Source organism: Allobosea sp., from assembly GCF_051860145.1.
Classification (GTDB): Bacteria; Pseudomonadota; Alphaproteobacteria; order Rhizobiales; family Beijerinckiaceae; genus Allobosea.
The window spans coordinates 146,690-159,947 of the sequence record NZ_JBHYEM010000004.1; the positions used below are offsets into that span (position 1 = coordinate 146,690).

Below are 13,258 nucleotides of genomic sequence, written 5' to 3' on the forward strand. Positions count from 1 at the left end.
GGCAACCGCGGCAACCCTTCGGAATGCGTGCGGTTTGCGGCTTGACCACGTTCCGGCGCTCGTCTAGCGTGCCGCAGTTACCGAGAAGGGCGAGAAGCGCGATGCGCAAGCTTATTATCGTACGGGTGCGCTGGTAGGGGCCGGTTTTTCAAAACCGCGCGTCCCCTGACGCCAGCGCACGCCCAGGCCCCATCGAGGGCCTTTTTTATTGCCCGAATTCCACCGACAAAGACCCGAAGACCTCCGAGGAGAGCGACATGAGCGAGATGATGACCGGCGCCGAGATGGTCGTCCGCGCGCTTCAGGACCAGGGCGTCGAACACCTGTTCGGCTATCCCGGCGGCGCCGTGCTGCCGATCTATGACGCGCTCTTTCTCCAGGACAAGGTCAAGCATGTCCTCGTCCGCCACGAGCAGGGCGCCGTGCATTCGGCCGAGGGCTATGCCCGCTCCTCCGGCAAGGTCGGCTGCGTGCTCGTCACCTCGGGCCCCGGCGCGACCAACGCGGTCACCGGCCTGACCGACGCCCTGCTGGACTCGATCCCGGTCGTCGTCATCACGGGCCAGGTCCCGACGCATCTGATCGGCTCCGACGCCTTCCAGGAATGCGACACGGTCGGCATCACGCGCTCCTGCACCAAGCACAATTATCTGGTGAAGAGCATCGCGGACCTGCCGCGCATCCTGCACGAGGCCTTCTATGTCGCGGCCAATGGCCGGCCGGGGCCGGTCGTCGTCGACATCCCCAAGGACATCCAGTTCGCCAAGGGCGACTACACCCGCCCGCGCGACAACCAGCACAAGACCTATCGTCCGACGGTCAAGGGCGATCTCGACAAGATCAGGGCCGCCGTCGAACTGATGGCCAGGGCGAAGCGGCCGGTCTTCTATACCGGCGGCGGCGTCATCAATTCCGGCCCGCATGCCTCGGCGCTGCTGCGCGAGCTGGCGCGGCTGACCGGCTACCCCGTGACCTCGACCCTGATGGGCTTGGGAGCCTTCCCGGCTGCCGACAGGCAGTGGCTCGGAATGCTGGGCATGCACGGCACCTACGAGGCGAACCTGGCGATGCATGACTGCGACGTCATGATCAATATCGGCGCGCGCTTCGACGACCGCATCACCGGCAGGCTCGACGCCTTCTCGCCGCGCTCGAAGAAGATCCATGTCGATATCGATCCGTCCTCGATCAACAAGAACGTCAAGATCGATATCGGCATCATCGGCGATTGCGCCCATGTGCTGGAGGACATGGTCCGGATCTGGCGCGAGACCAGCCCGCAGGTCGACAAGGAGGCGCTGAAGGGTTGGTGGGAGCAGATCGACGGCTGGCGCGCGCGCAACAGCCTCGGCTACAAGCAGTCCGGCTCCGTGATCAAGCCGCAATACGCGATCGAGCGGCTCTACCAGCTGACCAAGGGCCGGGACGTCTACGTCACCACCGAGGTCGGCCAGCACCAGATGTGGGCGGCGCAGTATTTCCATTTCGAGGAGCCGAACCGCTGGATGACCTCTGGCGGGCTCGGGACGATGGGCTACGGCCTGCCGGCGGCGATCGGCGTGCAGATGGCGCATCCGAAGGCGCTGGTCGTCGACATCGCCGGCGAGGCCTCGATCCTGATGAACATGCAGGAGATGTCGACGGCGGTGCAGCACCGCCTGCCGGTCAAGATCTTCATCCTCAACAACGAGTACATGGGCATGGTCCGGCAGTGGCAGGAATTGCTGCATGGCGGGCGCTATTCGGAGAGCTACTCCAGCTCGCTGCCCGATTTCGTCAAGCTGGCGGAAGCCTATGGCGGCCACGGCATCCGCTGCTCCGATCCAGCCAAGCTCGACGACGCGATCATGGAAATGATCGACACGCCGAAGCCGGTGATCTTCGACTGCCTCGTCGCGAAGGAGGAGAACTGCTTCCCGATGATCCCGTCGGGCAAAGCCCATAACGAGATGATCCTGCCCGATTTCGAGGGCGATACCGGCCAGATCATCGACGCCAAGGGCAAGCAGCTGGTTTGATAAGCATCATCATGCATGGGCTTGCGCCGAGCATGATCGGCCGGATGGGGCGCCTCATCCTGCTCGAGCTTCTCGGGTCTGCGCTGAGTTGTCCCTGGGCCGGCCAAAAGGCCGGACCAGAGGGCTTCGCCCGAGAATGACGGTGCCAACGCGACATTGGGGGATGACATGACGACCATCGGACTGATCGGCGGCATGAGCTGGGAATCGACGGCGGTCTATTACCGGCTGCTGAACGAGGGCGTGCGCCAGCGCCAGGGCGGGCTGCATTCCGCCGATCTCTTGCTGCATTCGCTCGATTTCGCGCCGATCGCCGAGATGCAGTCGAGCGGCAACTGGGCGTCGGCGGGCGCGGCCATGGCCGAGAGCGCGCGCCGGCTCGAGCGCGCCGGCGTCGGCTGCATCCTGCTGTGCACCAATACGATGCACAAGCTCGCCGACAAGATCACGACCGCGACGAACGTGCCGTTCCTGCATCTCGCCGATGTGACGGCGAAGGCGATCCGCAAGAGCGCCTCGCGCCGGCCGCTGCTGCTGGCGACACGCTTCACCATGGAGCAGGATTTCTACCGCGACCGGTTGGCTGCCTTCGGCGTCGAGGCCGTTGTCCCGGACGTCGCCGAGCGCAACGACGTCCACCGCATCATCTATGAGGAGCTGTGCCAGGGCAGGGTCGAGCCTGCGTCGAAGGCGCGCTATCTCGAGATCGTCGCGGACGCCCTGAAACGCGGTGCCGACGGCGTCATCCTCGGCTGCACCGAGATCACGCTGCTGGTCTCGCAGGCGGATTTTGCGGTTCCGGTTTTCGACACCACCGCGCTCCATGTCGAGGCGGCGCTCGATTTCGGCCTCGAAGCGGAGAGCCAGGCGGCATGAAACTGCTCATCGGCAATAAATGCTACTCGTCCTGGTCGCTGCGGGCCTGGCTGCTGCTGCGCGCCAAGGGCATTCCCTTCGAGGAGAAGCTCGTCCTGCTCGACGAGCCGGGCTTCAAGGAGACGATCTTCGCCGCAGCGCCCGGCAGCGGCGGCACCGGGCCGACCCTGGTCGACGGCGAGATCGCGGTCTGGGAAACGCTGGCGATCATGGAATACCTTCATGACCGGCATCCGGAGCTCGGCATCTGGCCGAAGGACCGGGCGGCTCGCGCCCATGCCCGCGCCGCGTCGAGCGAGATGCATGCCGGCTTCCAGGCGCTTCGCAATGCCTGCCCGATGAATCTCGGCAAGCGTTTCGCCGAACGGGATCGCGGGGCGGGAGTGGCGAAGGACGTGGCGCGGATCACGGCGCTGTGGCGCGACGCGCGCTCACGCTTCGCAGTGGATGGCGAGGGGCCGTTCCTCTACGGCGCCTTCTCGGCGGCCGACGCCATGTTCGCGCCGGTGGTCGCGCGGCTCGACACCTATGCCATCCCGGTCGACCCGGTCAGCGCAGCCTATATGCGCGCGATCCTCGACCACCCGTCCTATCGCGAATGGCTCGCGGCGGCACTTGCCGAGCCCTGGATCGTCGCCCAGGACGAGGTCGACGAGCCCGCTGTAGCCAATCTCCGTCAAGTCTAGTTCAACCTCCCCGATTTCAGCTTCCGCAGGTTCCCGATGCCGACCTCTGCCACGCATTATCCGAACGCCCCCAAGACCCAGCCCGCCGCCCGCCACACCCTGGCGGTGATCGTCGACAACGAACCAGGGGTTCTCGCCCGCATTGCCGGGCTGTTCTCGGGCCGTGGCTACAATATCGAGAGCCTCACCGTCTCCGAGACGGAGCATGACAAGCACATCTCGCGCATCACGGTCGTGACCTCGGGCACGGCCAATGTCATCGAGCAGATCAAGGCGCATCTCGACCGGCTGGTGCCGGTGCATCGCGTCGTCGACCTGACGCTGCAGGGCGAGGCGCTCGAACGCGAGCTCGCCTTGGTGAAGGTCGTGGGCAAGGGCGACCATCGCGTCGAGGCGATGCGGCTGGCCTCGGCCTTCGGCGCGCGCACGCTCGATGCCTCGCTGACCTCCTTCGTCTTTGAGCTGACCGGCTCGACCGACGAGATCGAGCGCTTCATCAAGCTGATGACCGTGGTCGGCCTGACCGAGGTGTCGCGCACCGGCATCGCGGCGATGGGCCGCGGACCCGAGGCGATGTAGCCCATCGCCCGAGATGACGCGACGCCGTGAGATCGCCGTTGCCGGATGCGGGCCCGCCGGGCTCGCCGCGGCGCTGCTGCTGGAGCGCGCCGGCCACCAGGTCACGCTGATCGAGCGCTTCAAGGATCCGCAGCCGCTCGGCTCGGGGCTGATCCTGCAGCCGAGTGGGCTCGCCGTGCTGCACGAGCTCGGGCTCGCCGCGCCGCTGGTGGCGGCCGGCAGCCGGATCGACCGGCTGTTCGGATTGAATGCGATCTCCGGCTCGGTGGTGCTGGACGTGCGCTACGGCGCGCTGAACAACGGCTCCTTCGGCATCGGCATCCATCGCGCTGCCCTGTTCGACGTCCTGTTCGCGGCAGTGAAGGCGCGCCCGATCGCGATCGAGACCGGGATCGAGATCGCCGATATCGAGGCCGGCGCCGATGGCCGCCCGGCCTTCGTCACGGCCGCCGGGCGCCGGGTCGGGCCGTTCGACCTTGCCATCGACGCCTCCGGAACGCGCTCGCCCTTGCTCGGCCGCGCCGCCCGCCCGATGGTGCGGCGGCCGCTATCCTATGGCGCGCTCTGGGCCAATGTCCCGCTCGGCGATGACGGCTTCGACCCCCATGCGCTGGAGCAGCGCTATCATCGGGCCAGCATGATGGTCGGCGTCCTGCCGATCGGCCGCCATGGGGCGGAGCCGGGCCCGCTGGCCTCGGTCTTCTGGAGCCTCAAGCCCGAGGCCCATGCGGGCTGGCGCAGCGCTGGCCTGGCCTCCTGGAAAGCGGAGGCCGAGCGCTACTGGCCGGCGATCGCGCCGCTGCTGGCCAGGATCGTCGATCCGGACCAGTTCACGCTCGCCAGCTATCGCCACCAGACCCTGCCGCTTCCCTATGGCGACCGGCTGGCCTTCATCGGTGACGCGGCCCATTCGACCAGCCCGCAACTGGGGCAGGGGGCCAATATGGCGCTGCTGGATGCCCTGGCGCTCACGCGGGCGCTGGTGGCTGAGGCCGATCTCGACCGGGCGCTGCGCCACTATGCCGGTTTGCGCCGCTGGCATGTCCGGCTCTATCAGGCGGCAAGCCGGATGTTCACGCCATTCTATCAGTCCGACAGCTTGCTCCTGCCGCTGATCCGCGATCATCTGGTCCCGCCGCTCGCGCGCCTGCCCGGCAGCGGCCACCTGCTCGCCTCGCTGGTCTCGGGGCTGGTCGGGGACCCGCTGCGAAAACTCGACCTGAAGGAGCCCTGCATGGATGCTGCAATCGGCCGCCTGGCCTTCGCCGGCGAGGGGACGCGCGGATGACGATCGGCTTGAACCAGATCGCGCTCGGCCTCGGCATCCTGGGCTTTGCCTGCTTCGCCTGGCCGATCATGCAGCGGCTCAGCGGCAAGGCGGCGCCCGAGGCGCTCGGCAGCGGCAAGAGCCTGCGCTCGCCGCTCTGGTGGGCAGGATTCGTGCTGACGGTCGCAGCGATCTTCCTGCAGCGCATCGCCAGCCAGCAGGCCGGCGGCGGCTGAGACGTGCGAACCTCCCGCGCTTCAGCTGGTGGCGATCGGCCCTTGATCGCCCGCGATCATTGGCGGCAAATGCTGTTCGCATGATCCTTGGCGCGTGAGCAGGTTATGTCGATCCATCTCGAAATCCGCAGCTATCGCGGCGGCGATCGCCACCGCCACGACTACAGCCAGATCCTGCTGCCGATGCACGGGGCCATGCGGCTCGACGTCGAGGGGCGTATCAACGTCGTTTCGAGCAATTGCGTCGCCATAATCCCGCGCGATCACGAGCATGATTTCGAGCCGAGCCACGATTGCAGCATGCTCATCCTCGATGTCGAGGCGACGGCGTTCGCCGCCGAGGCGGCTCCAGCGCTGCTGCGCGATCCCCTGCCATCGCTGACACGGATCGAGCCCTGGCTGTGGCGGATGTTCCGCCAGCTCGGCGCCGAGGTCGAGGCCGGCGCATGCCGGGCGAGCGACGCGGCCCGGATGATGCTGACCGGGCTCGACCTCGTCGAGCCGGCAACGCCGCCGCAGCCCTGGTCGCGGTCCGCTTCCCGTGTCCTCGATGTCGCCGGCGATGCGCAGGCGAACAGTGTCGTGGAGATGGCCAGGATGGCCGGTCTCGGCCAGAGCCGGTTCTATGCGCTGTTCCGGGCGACCACCGGCCAGTCGCCGAAGCAGCTGCAGCTCGGCCGGCTGTTCGACGAGGCGGTCGAGAGACTGGTCTCGACGTCGCTGCCGGTCTCCGAGATCGCCTACGGACTGGGCTATCAGAATGCCTCGTCCTTCAACCGGCAGTTCAAGCGGCGCTTCGGGCTGACGCCGTCCGAGTTTCGCGCCGCGAACCGGAGCCGGGCGCGAGGCTGAGCCGCGACAGCGCAGCTTCGGTCAAATCATTCGGAGTTTCGGCTCATCACGGCCTCGCGGGCATGCGCTAAGTTCGATGCTCGCGATCCGCCGCACAGGGACTGCTCCGATGAAACTCACCGATTTCAAGGTTCTGACATTCGACTGCTACGGCACGCTGATCGACTGGGAGACAGGCATCTGGAACGCGCTGCAGCCGCTCCTCAGCGCCGGCCGGCTCGATCTCGGCCGGGAGGAGGCGCTCGCCCGCTTCAGCGGCTATGAGAGCGAGCTGGAAGACGCGGCGCCCTCGCTGCGCTATCCCACGCTGCTCGCCGCCGTCCATGCGCGCTTTGCCAAGGATCTCGGCGTCGATATCCATGCCGACCTGAACGAGCGCTTCGGCGCCTCGGTGCCGGACTGGCCGGCCTTCCCGGACTCCGCTGAAGCGCTCGCCTATCTCAAGCGGCACTACAAGCTGGTGATCCTCTCCAATGTCGACCGCCAGAGCTTCGCGGCCAGCAATCGCAAGCTCGGCGTCAGCTTCGACGCCATCTACACCGCCGAGGATGTCGGGTCCTACAAGCCCGATCCGCGCAATTTCGCCCATCTGCTCGAGCATCTCGACGCCGATCTCGGCCTCGCGGCGGGCGAGGTGCTGCACACCGCGCAGAGCCTCTTCCACGACCATGTGCCGGCGGAGCGGGCAGGGCTGGCGCGCTGCTGGATCGACCGCCGCTTCGGCATGGCGGGCAGCGGCGCGACGCAGGTGCCCGCGAACCGGCCGAAGGTGGACTTCCATTTCAAGAGCATGGCCGAGCTGGCCAAGGCGCATCGCGAGGCCGTCGGGGGCTGACCGGGCAAGGCCTCGCCGCCGCGTTGTCAGGCGGCTTCAGCCCTTGAAGCCGCCGGCGTCGAGGAAGGCGCGCTCTTCCTGCGTGGTGTCGCGGCCGAGCACCTCGTTACGATGCGGGAATCGGCCGAAATCGCGAATGATGTCGCGGTGGATGATCGCGTATCTGGTGCTGTCCTCGTCGCCAGACGCGCGGCTGAGCTCGATGCAGCGCTCCTGATCGGCCAGTTCCTCGGAATGCATGAAGGGCATATAGAAGAAGCGCCGCTCCGGATTGTCGAACTGCTCGTCGAAACCGCGCGCCAGGGCGCGCTGGGCGACCGCCACGGCCAGCGCGTCGCTGGCGAAGGCCTCGGGCGTGCCGCGATAGAGGTTTCGCGGGAACTGATCGAGGAGGATGAGGAGGGCGTAGACGCCCTCCGGCGTGTCCTCCCAAGCACCGAGCCTGCCTGCGGCGGCGGCCTGCTGGGCCTCGAGGAAGCGCCTGCGGATCTCGGCATCGAAGGCGTCGTCCTTGGCGAACCATTTGTCCGGGCCGGCTTCCCGCCAGAAGGCGAGAATCTCGGCGGCGTCAGGCAGGCTCATGCTGTCTCTCCATGTTGCCCGCAGACTGGCGCATCGCGAGCCGAAACGGAACCCGGCGCGGCCGCGGGCGCAACTGCCATGGACCTACTTGCGCCGGGAAAATCCTTGCTGTAGAGACCGAACCGTAACGTACGGTACTGACCCTTGGCCGCCACCTCCGACCCAATCAGCGACGGACCGACCGCCCGACAGCAGGCGGTGCTCGATGCCGTGCTCGGCCTGATGGTCGAGAGGGGCGAGCAGCTGACGATGACGGCGGTCGCCCGGCGCGCGAGCTGCTCGAAGGAGACGCTCTACAAGTGGTTCGGCGACCGCGACGGGCTGCTGACGGCGACCGTGCAATGGCAGGCCTCAAAAGTCCGCGCCGGCAATTTCGACCGCCAGAAGCTCGACGCCCTGACCCTGCGCGAAAGCCTCGCCCGTTTCGCCGCGAACTGGCTCAGCGTGATATCGAGCGAGACTTCGATCGCGCTCAACCGCATCGCGATCAGCCAGTCCGGCTCGAAGGACGGCACGCTCGGCGTCATCGTGCTGGCGAATGGGCGCGTCGCCATCGGCGAGCGGCTGAAGCCGGTGCTCGATGCCGGCCGCGAGGCCGGGCTGCTCGCCTTCGACGACACCGAGACGGCGTTCCGGACATTCTTCGGGCTCGTCGGCCGCGACGTGCAGATCCGCCTGCTGCTCGGCGACGCGCTCAAGCTCAGCGCGGCCGAGATCGAGCGCGACGCCGCCCGCGCCACAGACCAGTTCCTCGCCCTTCACGGGCGGCTTGCCGCCGCACCGAAAGCTTGAAGAAACCAGCCATCCAAGGAAGGACATTGCAATGCGCGTTTATTACGACCGCGACGCGGACATCAATCTGATCAAGGGCAAGAAGGTCTGCATCGTCGGCTATGGCAGCCAGGGCCATGCGCACGCGCTCAACCTGCGCGATTCCGGCGTCAAGGAGGTTGCGATCGCGCTCAAGGCCGGCTCGGCCACCCGCAAGAAGGCCGAGGCCGCCGGCTTCAAGGTGATGACGCCGAGCGAGGCCGCCAAATGGGCCGACGTGATGATGATGCTGACGCCGGACGAGCTCCAGGCCGACATCTATCGCGACGAGCTGCACGGCAACATGAAGGAAGGGGCGGCGCTGCTCTTCGCGCACGGCCTCAACGTGCATTTCAACCTGATCGAGGCCCGCAAGGACCTGGACGTGCTGATGGTCGCCCCGAAGGGCCCCGGCCACACCGTCCGTTCCGAATATGAGCGCGGCGGCGGCGTGCCGACCCTGATCGCGATCCATCAGGATGCGACCGGCAACGCCCATGACCTCGGCCTGTCCTATGCCTCGGCCAATGGCGGCGGCCGCGCCGGCATCATCGAGACGACCTTCAAGGAAGAGTGCGAGACCGACCTGTTCGGCGAGCAGGTCGTGCTCTGCGGCGGCCTGGTCGAGCTGATCAAGGCCGGCTACGAGACCCTGACCGAGGCCGGCTACGCGCCCGAGATGGCCTATTTCGAGTGCCTGCACGAAGTGAAGCTGATCGTCGACCTGATCTACGAGGGTGGCATCGCCAACATGAACTACTCGATCTCGAACACGGCCGAGTTCGGCGAATACGTCACCGGCCCGCGCATCATCACGCCTGAGACCAAGGCCGAGATGAAGCGCGTGCTGACCGACATCCAGTCGGGCAAGTTCACCCGCGACTGGATGCTCGAGAACAAGGTCAACCAGACCTCGTTCAAGGCGACCCGCGCCCGCATGGCCGCGCATCCGATCGAGGAAGTCGGCGCCAAGCTGCGCGACATGATGCCCTGGATCAAGGCCAAGGCCCTGGTCGACAAGACCAAGAACTGAGCTTCCCATCCTGATTCAAGTCGATCCGGTCCTGATTCAGGTTTCCCGGATTAGACGTTGAAATGATTGATGAAACGGGCGCCGCAAGGCGCCCGTTTCTGCGTTTGGCCCAGCTCGCCTTTGCCGATAGGGAACTGCGTGCGCTCCCGGCGCGTTGATGATCAGCGACGAAATCGGGAGCTTGCGATGCGCGAGAACGAATGGCGGCGGAGTCGCCTGATCGACGAGGTCCGGGACAGAGGCAGGGCGGCGCGTGTCGTCCCGATGCCGGACCGTGACATCGGCGAGAGCACGGCTCTGGCCATTCTGATCGTCAGCGCCACGATCGCGATCGTGGTCAGTGCGCTCGCCACGACGTTGCTGTGAGCGGTGACGGCATCGCGAAAGGAGCGGTCATGACGGATGTGAAGAACCCGAAGGACGATCGGCTCGAGGATCTCAAGGGTGGCGACCCGATCCCGCCGATGCGGGCGGACGACCACAGCTCGGAGGATCCGGCGGTGGAGACGCCGGTCGAGGCGAGGCAGGGCTTTCTGGATCGACCGGTCCTGATGGTGCTGATCGGCGGTCTCGCTCTGGCGGTGCTCGCCTGGATCGTGGTGGAGCTGGTTGCCTACTGAGAAACACTTGCGTGCAAGGGGAGGCGGCTATGAGGACGATGAACCTGACCCGGGTGATCGACAGTCCGGCCTGCGCACGGGTCCTGCTTGGCGTGTCGCTCGCGATTGTGCTGGCGGCCGTGTTTGGGCTTTTCAACTACTGACAATGGCCGTCCTGGGCCTGCTGTAGAAGCATGCGGCGCCCATCTGCGCCGCGAAAAGTCAGGCATGTCGCAATTTTCGGTGAGCAAGCTCCTCGACAGCGAGATCGTGCTGGTGCGCGATGTCGTCTGCTCTGGTGAATGCCGGCATCGGAGCGGCGAGGAATGGGCGCACGCGACCCATCTGGTCTTCCCGTATCGCGGCGTCTTCGTCCGCCATGTCGGACGCGACGACGCCGTCGCGGAGAGCAACCAGGTCCTCTTCTTCAATCCTCATGAGGGCTACCAGGTCAGCCACCCCGTTCCGGGTGGGGATGCCTGTCTCGACCTGCGCCTCAGCGAAGACACCTTGCATGAGCTTGCGCCGGTGGAGTTGCTGCTCAAGGGCACGCCGGCGTTCCTGACGCAACGCCGGCGCATCGATCCGCGCGCGCAGGCCCTTATTGCCCTGCTGCGGCACAGCCTGCATCGCGGCGTCGCCGAGCCGCTCGAAGCGGAGACGCTGGCGCTGACCCTGGTGCGGCGGGCGCTGGGCGAACGCACCTCGCATGCTGCCGGGGCCTCCATCGGGCGGCGCAAGCTGGTTGACAGGGCCAAGCTCGTGTTGGCTTCCGATCTCGCCCGGCGCTGGACGCTGGCCGAGATCGCGCGCGAGGTCGGGGTCTCGCCGGTCTACCTCACCCAGGTCTTCGCCCAGGTCGAGGCCGTGCCGCTCTATCGCTATCAGCTGCGCCTGCGGCTGGCGCGGGCGCTCGACCTGCTCGGCGAGTATGACGACCTGACCCAGCTCGGGCTCGAGCTCGGTTTCTCCAGCCACAGCCATTTCAGTGCGGCCTTCCGGCAGGCTTATGGCCGCACGCCGGCGGAGTTCCAGCGCTCGCTCAATCTCCGCTGACAGAAGCTGTCACTGATCGCGAAAGATTCTGACAGCGGCTGACAGTCAGAGGGTGTCCTCTTCCGTCATCACAACGACGGAGACAGGTCATGATCAGCTTCATCATCGGATCGGCCAAACCCGTGCTCGGGGCGCTCGACGTGCTCGGGCGGATTCTTGGCGGGGTCAGCCTCTGGCTGCAGTCGCGCCGCGACTATCGCACCCTCTGCGACATGACCGAGCGCGAGCTGCGCGATCTCGGTTTGCGCGACAGCGATCTGCGCGATGCGACGGCCGCCCCCTTTTTCGGCGATCCGACCGCGATCATCTCGCTGCGCGCCGAGGAACGGCGCGGCCTGGCGGGTGGGGAAAGCGTCGACGAGGTCCTGCGCGGTCTGAGCGCGGGAGCGCCGGCTCGGCCGGAGCGGATCGCTAAAGAATCCGACAGCGCCGGAAGCGGTCGGGTGGTCTTTCTCAGGGCGGCCGAATGAGCGGCCCAGAGAAGGAGAAAAGGCCATGAGCGGAACCTGCGCCGCCTGCGATTGCGAGCTCGACGACAATCCGATCAAGGTCACGGTCGGCGGCAACACCGTCGAGGTCTGCTGCGACGACTGTGCCCAGGCGCTGCGCGAGGCGGACGCTTCGCAGGCGCAGGGAAGCGGGAGCTAGCCTGCCGCAAAAAAGAGCCGGCCGTGCAAGACGGCCGGCTCGTCCATTTTGATCGGGATCAGAAGGTGACGTGGTCCTTGATGTCGGCCTCGACGTTGGAGGGCAGCACGCTGCGCTTCACCAGATCGTCGAAGTTCTTGAACTTCGCCTTGGCGCGCTCCTCGACGATCTTCTTGGAGCGCGCCTCGCCGATGCCCTTGAGCTGCTCGAGCTCGCTGGCGCTGGCGGTGTTGATGTTGATCTTCTTGGTCTGGGCCTGGGTGGCGGGCGCTGCAGGCTTGGCGGGCTGGGCAGCCGGTGCGGCGGGCGTCGTGACGGGAGCGGCCGGCTTGGCCGGGGTCGCAGGCTGGGTTGCGGTCTGCGCGAAGGCCGGGCCGGCGGCGAGAGCGAGCGCGGCGAGGCCGATGGCGAAACGAGACATGGTCATGATCTCGACTCCTGTAAGTCCTGCCCGGTGGAGCTGGAGCGCGGATGCCGGGCCGTCCGCGCCGCCGCGCCGGTGGTGAACCGGAGGATCCGGTCTCGACGCGATGGCCGGACTTTCGGCCGGCGCGCCTGAACGCGATCTGAGGCACTCGTTCAGGTGGCGTTTTGTTTTCGCCGGGGTACTGCCGCTATTTGCCGGTGAACTGCATCATGTATTCGGAGAAGCGCCCGGCACCGTAGATCAGGCCGAAGCCCCAGGCGAAGGAGGCGGCGAAGTTCGCCAGCTGGAAGGGCCAGAACGGCATTTTCACGATGCCGGCGACGAGCGCGATCACCGCCCGGATCGGCCCGAAGAAATGGCCGATGGCGACGCCGAGCACGCCCCATTTCTCGAAGAAATCATGGCCGCGCTGGAGTAGCGCAGGATTGTCGCGCAGTGGCCAATGGTCGCCGACGCGCGGGCCGAGAATCAGGCCGGCCCAGTAGGAAACCCAGAACCCGGACGCTGCGCCGAGCGCAGCTGCGAGCGAGAGCGGCACGAGATTGAGGCCGGAGGCGCCGGCAATCGCGCCGAAGGCCGTGAAGAAGACGGTCGCCGGGACAAGCCAGGAGAGGATCGCGACGCATTCGGCGAAGGCGATGAGAAAGACGATCGGCGCCGCCCAGTACTGGTTGTCGCGCATGAACGCGACGAGCTCGTGCATCCATTGCTCAAGCGAGGGCATGGGCCGGCGATTCTCCTGAGAGCGGCGAAC

Annotated in this window: 18 protein-coding genes; 15 read left to right on the forward strand and 3 right to left on the reverse strand. The window is 66.7% G+C overall.

Going from position 1 to position 13,258, the window contains the following annotated elements; all coding sequences use genetic code 11:
- Positions 1 to 257: 257 nt before the first annotated feature.
- The 8 genes from ACTIF2_RS08600 to ACTIF2_RS08635 all read left to right on the forward strand — a co-directional run bounded on the left by ACTIF2_RS08600 (position 258) and on the right by ACTIF2_RS08635 (position 7,349).
- A complete protein-coding gene (locus ACTIF2_RS08600) occupies positions 258 to 2,018 on the forward strand; it encodes an acetolactate synthase 3 large subunit (protein WP_439496640.1) in 1,761 nt (586 codons plus the stop codon).
- Between the two features lie 168 nt (positions 2,019 to 2,186).
- Positions 2,187 to 2,894, forward strand: a complete 708-nt coding sequence (locus ACTIF2_RS08605; protein ID WP_439496641.1) for an aspartate/glutamate racemase family protein — start codon at positions 2,187 to 2,189, stop codon at positions 2,892 to 2,894.
- Positions 2,891 to 3,580, forward strand: coding sequence for a glutathione S-transferase family protein (locus tag ACTIF2_RS08610; RefSeq protein ID WP_439496642.1), 690 nt, complete (start codon positions 2,891 to 2,893; stop codon positions 3,578 to 3,580). Before ACTIF2_RS08605 ends, ACTIF2_RS08610 begins: the two co-directional genes overlap by 4 nt.
- A 36-nt stretch (positions 3,581 to 3,616) precedes the next feature.
- Positions 3,617 to 4,159 (forward strand): acetolactate synthase small subunit, encoded by a 543-nt coding sequence (ilvN, locus tag ACTIF2_RS08615; RefSeq protein ID WP_439496643.1) that lies wholly within the window; start codon positions 3,617 to 3,619, stop codon positions 4,157 to 4,159.
- Positions 4,160 to 4,172: 13 nt separating this feature from the next.
- Positions 4,173 to 5,447 (forward strand): FAD-dependent oxidoreductase, encoded by a 1,275-nt coding sequence (locus ACTIF2_RS08620; protein ID WP_439496644.1) that lies wholly within the window; start codon positions 4,173 to 4,175, stop codon positions 5,445 to 5,447.
- Entirely contained in the window at positions 5,444 to 5,662 is a 219-nt protein-coding gene (locus tag ACTIF2_RS08625; RefSeq protein WP_439496645.1) for a hypothetical protein, read from the forward strand. The genes ACTIF2_RS08620 and ACTIF2_RS08625 overlap by 4 nt, the downstream gene beginning before the upstream one ends.
- Positions 5,663 to 5,767: 105 nt before the next feature.
- The gene (locus ACTIF2_RS08630; protein WP_439496646.1) at positions 5,768 to 6,514 is read left to right on the forward strand and encodes a helix-turn-helix domain-containing protein; all 747 of its coding nucleotides are present in this window, start codon (positions 5,768 to 5,770) and stop codon (positions 6,512 to 6,514) included.
- A gap of 109 nt (positions 6,515 to 6,623) precedes the next feature.
- Positions 6,624 to 7,349: a haloacid dehalogenase type II gene (locus ACTIF2_RS08635; protein WP_439496647.1), complete on the forward strand. Its 726-nt coding sequence runs from the start codon at positions 6,624 to 6,626 to the stop codon at positions 7,347 to 7,349.
- Positions 7,350 to 7,385: 36 nt separating this feature from the next.
- Here the strand turns inward: ACTIF2_RS08635 and ACTIF2_RS08640 are convergent, their stop codons facing one another.
- Positions 7,386 to 7,931 carry a DUF924 family protein gene (locus tag ACTIF2_RS08640; RefSeq protein WP_439496648.1) on the reverse strand — a complete coding sequence of 182 codons (546 nt, stop codon included), beginning with the start codon at positions 7,929 to 7,931 and terminating at the stop codon, positions 7,386 to 7,388.
- 144 nt (positions 7,932 to 8,075) lie between these two features.
- On the opposite strand from ACTIF2_RS08640, the gene ACTIF2_RS08645 reads away from it, so the two are divergent.
- From ACTIF2_RS08645 to ACTIF2_RS08675, 7 genes are all read left to right on the forward strand, one after another.
- On the forward strand, positions 8,076 to 8,723 hold the full coding sequence (locus ACTIF2_RS08645; protein ID WP_439496649.1) for a TetR/AcrR family transcriptional regulator C-terminal domain-containing protein: 648 nt from the start codon (positions 8,076 to 8,078) through the stop codon (positions 8,721 to 8,723).
- A 31-nt stretch (positions 8,724 to 8,754) separates the two neighbouring features.
- Positions 8,755 to 9,774, forward strand: a complete 1,020-nt coding sequence (ilvC, locus tag ACTIF2_RS08650; RefSeq protein WP_439496650.1) for a ketol-acid reductoisomerase — start codon at positions 8,755 to 8,757, stop codon at positions 9,772 to 9,774.
- A gap of 186 nt (positions 9,775 to 9,960) precedes the next feature.
- Positions 9,961 to 10,140: a hypothetical protein gene (locus tag ACTIF2_RS08655; protein ID WP_439496651.1), complete on the forward strand. Its 180-nt coding sequence runs from the start codon at positions 9,961 to 9,963 to the stop codon at positions 10,138 to 10,140.
- 29 nt (positions 10,141 to 10,169) lie between these two features.
- On the forward strand, positions 10,170 to 10,394 hold the full coding sequence (locus tag ACTIF2_RS08660) for a hypothetical protein (protein ID WP_439496652.1): 225 nt from the start codon (positions 10,170 to 10,172) through the stop codon (positions 10,392 to 10,394).
- Positions 10,395 to 10,601: 207 nt separating this feature from the next.
- The gene (locus tag ACTIF2_RS08665) at positions 10,602 to 11,429 is read left to right on the forward strand and encodes a helix-turn-helix transcriptional regulator (protein ID WP_439496653.1); all 828 of its coding nucleotides are present in this window, start codon (positions 10,602 to 10,604) and stop codon (positions 11,427 to 11,429) included.
- Between the two features lie 89 nt (positions 11,430 to 11,518).
- Positions 11,519 to 11,899, forward strand: a complete 381-nt coding sequence (locus tag ACTIF2_RS08670; RefSeq protein ID WP_439496654.1) for a DUF1127 domain-containing protein — start codon at positions 11,519 to 11,521, stop codon at positions 11,897 to 11,899.
- Between the two features lie 25 nt (positions 11,900 to 11,924).
- Positions 11,925 to 12,077: a hypothetical protein gene (locus ACTIF2_RS08675; RefSeq protein WP_439496655.1), complete on the forward strand. Its 153-nt coding sequence runs from the start codon at positions 11,925 to 11,927 to the stop codon at positions 12,075 to 12,077.
- A gap of 58 nt (positions 12,078 to 12,135) precedes the next feature.
- Here ACTIF2_RS08675 and ACTIF2_RS08680 read toward each other — a convergent pair whose 3' ends face one another.
- Positions 12,136 to 12,504, reverse strand: coding sequence for a ComEA family DNA-binding protein (locus ACTIF2_RS08680; protein ID WP_439496656.1), 369 nt, complete (start codon positions 12,502 to 12,504; stop codon positions 12,136 to 12,138).
- A 187-nt stretch (positions 12,505 to 12,691) separates the two neighbouring features.
- Positions 12,692 to 13,228 carry a DedA family protein gene (locus ACTIF2_RS08685; RefSeq protein ID WP_439496657.1) on the reverse strand — a complete coding sequence of 179 codons (537 nt, stop codon included), beginning with the start codon at positions 13,226 to 13,228 and terminating at the stop codon, positions 12,692 to 12,694.
- Positions 13,229 to 13,258: the final 30 nt, after the last annotated feature.

Bases quoted from the DNA above. Each gene is read 5' to 3' on its own strand.
- ACTIF2_RS08685 (WP_439496657.1), bottom strand. From the start codon at position 13,228: ATGCCCTCGCTTGAGCAATGGATGCACGAGCTCGTCGCGTTCATGCGC.
- ACTIF2_RS08655 (WP_439496651.1), top strand. From the start codon at position 9,961: ATGCGCGAGAACGAATGGCGGCGGAGTCGCCTGATCGACGAGGTCCGG.
- ACTIF2_RS08625 (WP_439496645.1), top strand. From the start codon at position 5,444: ATGACGATCGGCTTGAACCAGATCGCGCTCGGCCTCGGCATCCTGGGC.
- ilvC (WP_439496650.1), top strand. From the start codon at position 8,755: ATGCGCGTTTATTACGACCGCGACGCGGACATCAATCTGATCAAGGGC.
- ACTIF2_RS08630 (WP_439496646.1), top strand. From the start codon at position 5,768: ATGTCGATCCATCTCGAAATCCGCAGCTATCGCGGCGGCGATCGCCAC.
- ilvN (WP_439496643.1), top strand. From the start codon at position 3,617: ATGCCGACCTCTGCCACGCATTATCCGAACGCCCCCAAGACCCAGCCC.
- ACTIF2_RS08610 (WP_439496642.1), top strand. From the start codon at position 2,891: ATGAAACTGCTCATCGGCAATAAATGCTACTCGTCCTGGTCGCTGCGG.
- ACTIF2_RS08670 (WP_439496654.1), top strand. From the start codon at position 11,519: ATGATCAGCTTCATCATCGGATCGGCCAAACCCGTGCTCGGGGCGCTC.
- ACTIF2_RS08605 (WP_439496641.1), top strand. From the start codon at position 2,187: ATGACGACCATCGGACTGATCGGCGGCATGAGCTGGGAATCGACGGCG.
- ACTIF2_RS08600 (WP_439496640.1), top strand. From the start codon at position 258: ATGAGCGAGATGATGACCGGCGCCGAGATGGTCGTCCGCGCGCTTCAG.
- ACTIF2_RS08660 (WP_439496652.1), top strand. From the start codon at position 10,170: ATGACGGATGTGAAGAACCCGAAGGACGATCGGCTCGAGGATCTCAAG.
- ACTIF2_RS08620 (WP_439496644.1), top strand. From the start codon at position 4,173: ATGACGCGACGCCGTGAGATCGCCGTTGCCGGATGCGGGCCCGCCGGG.
- ACTIF2_RS08635 (WP_439496647.1), top strand. From the start codon at position 6,624: ATGAAACTCACCGATTTCAAGGTTCTGACATTCGACTGCTACGGCACG.
- ACTIF2_RS08665 (WP_439496653.1), top strand. From the start codon at position 10,602: ATGTCGCAATTTTCGGTGAGCAAGCTCCTCGACAGCGAGATCGTGCTG.
- ACTIF2_RS08675 (WP_439496655.1), top strand. From the start codon at position 11,925: ATGAGCGGAACCTGCGCCGCCTGCGATTGCGAGCTCGACGACAATCCG.
- ACTIF2_RS08680 (WP_439496656.1), bottom strand. From the start codon at position 12,504: ATGACCATGTCTCGTTTCGCCATCGGCCTCGCCGCGCTCGCTCTCGCC.
- ACTIF2_RS08640 (WP_439496648.1), bottom strand. From the start codon at position 7,931: ATGAGCCTGCCTGACGCCGCCGAGATTCTCGCCTTCTGGCGGGAAGCC.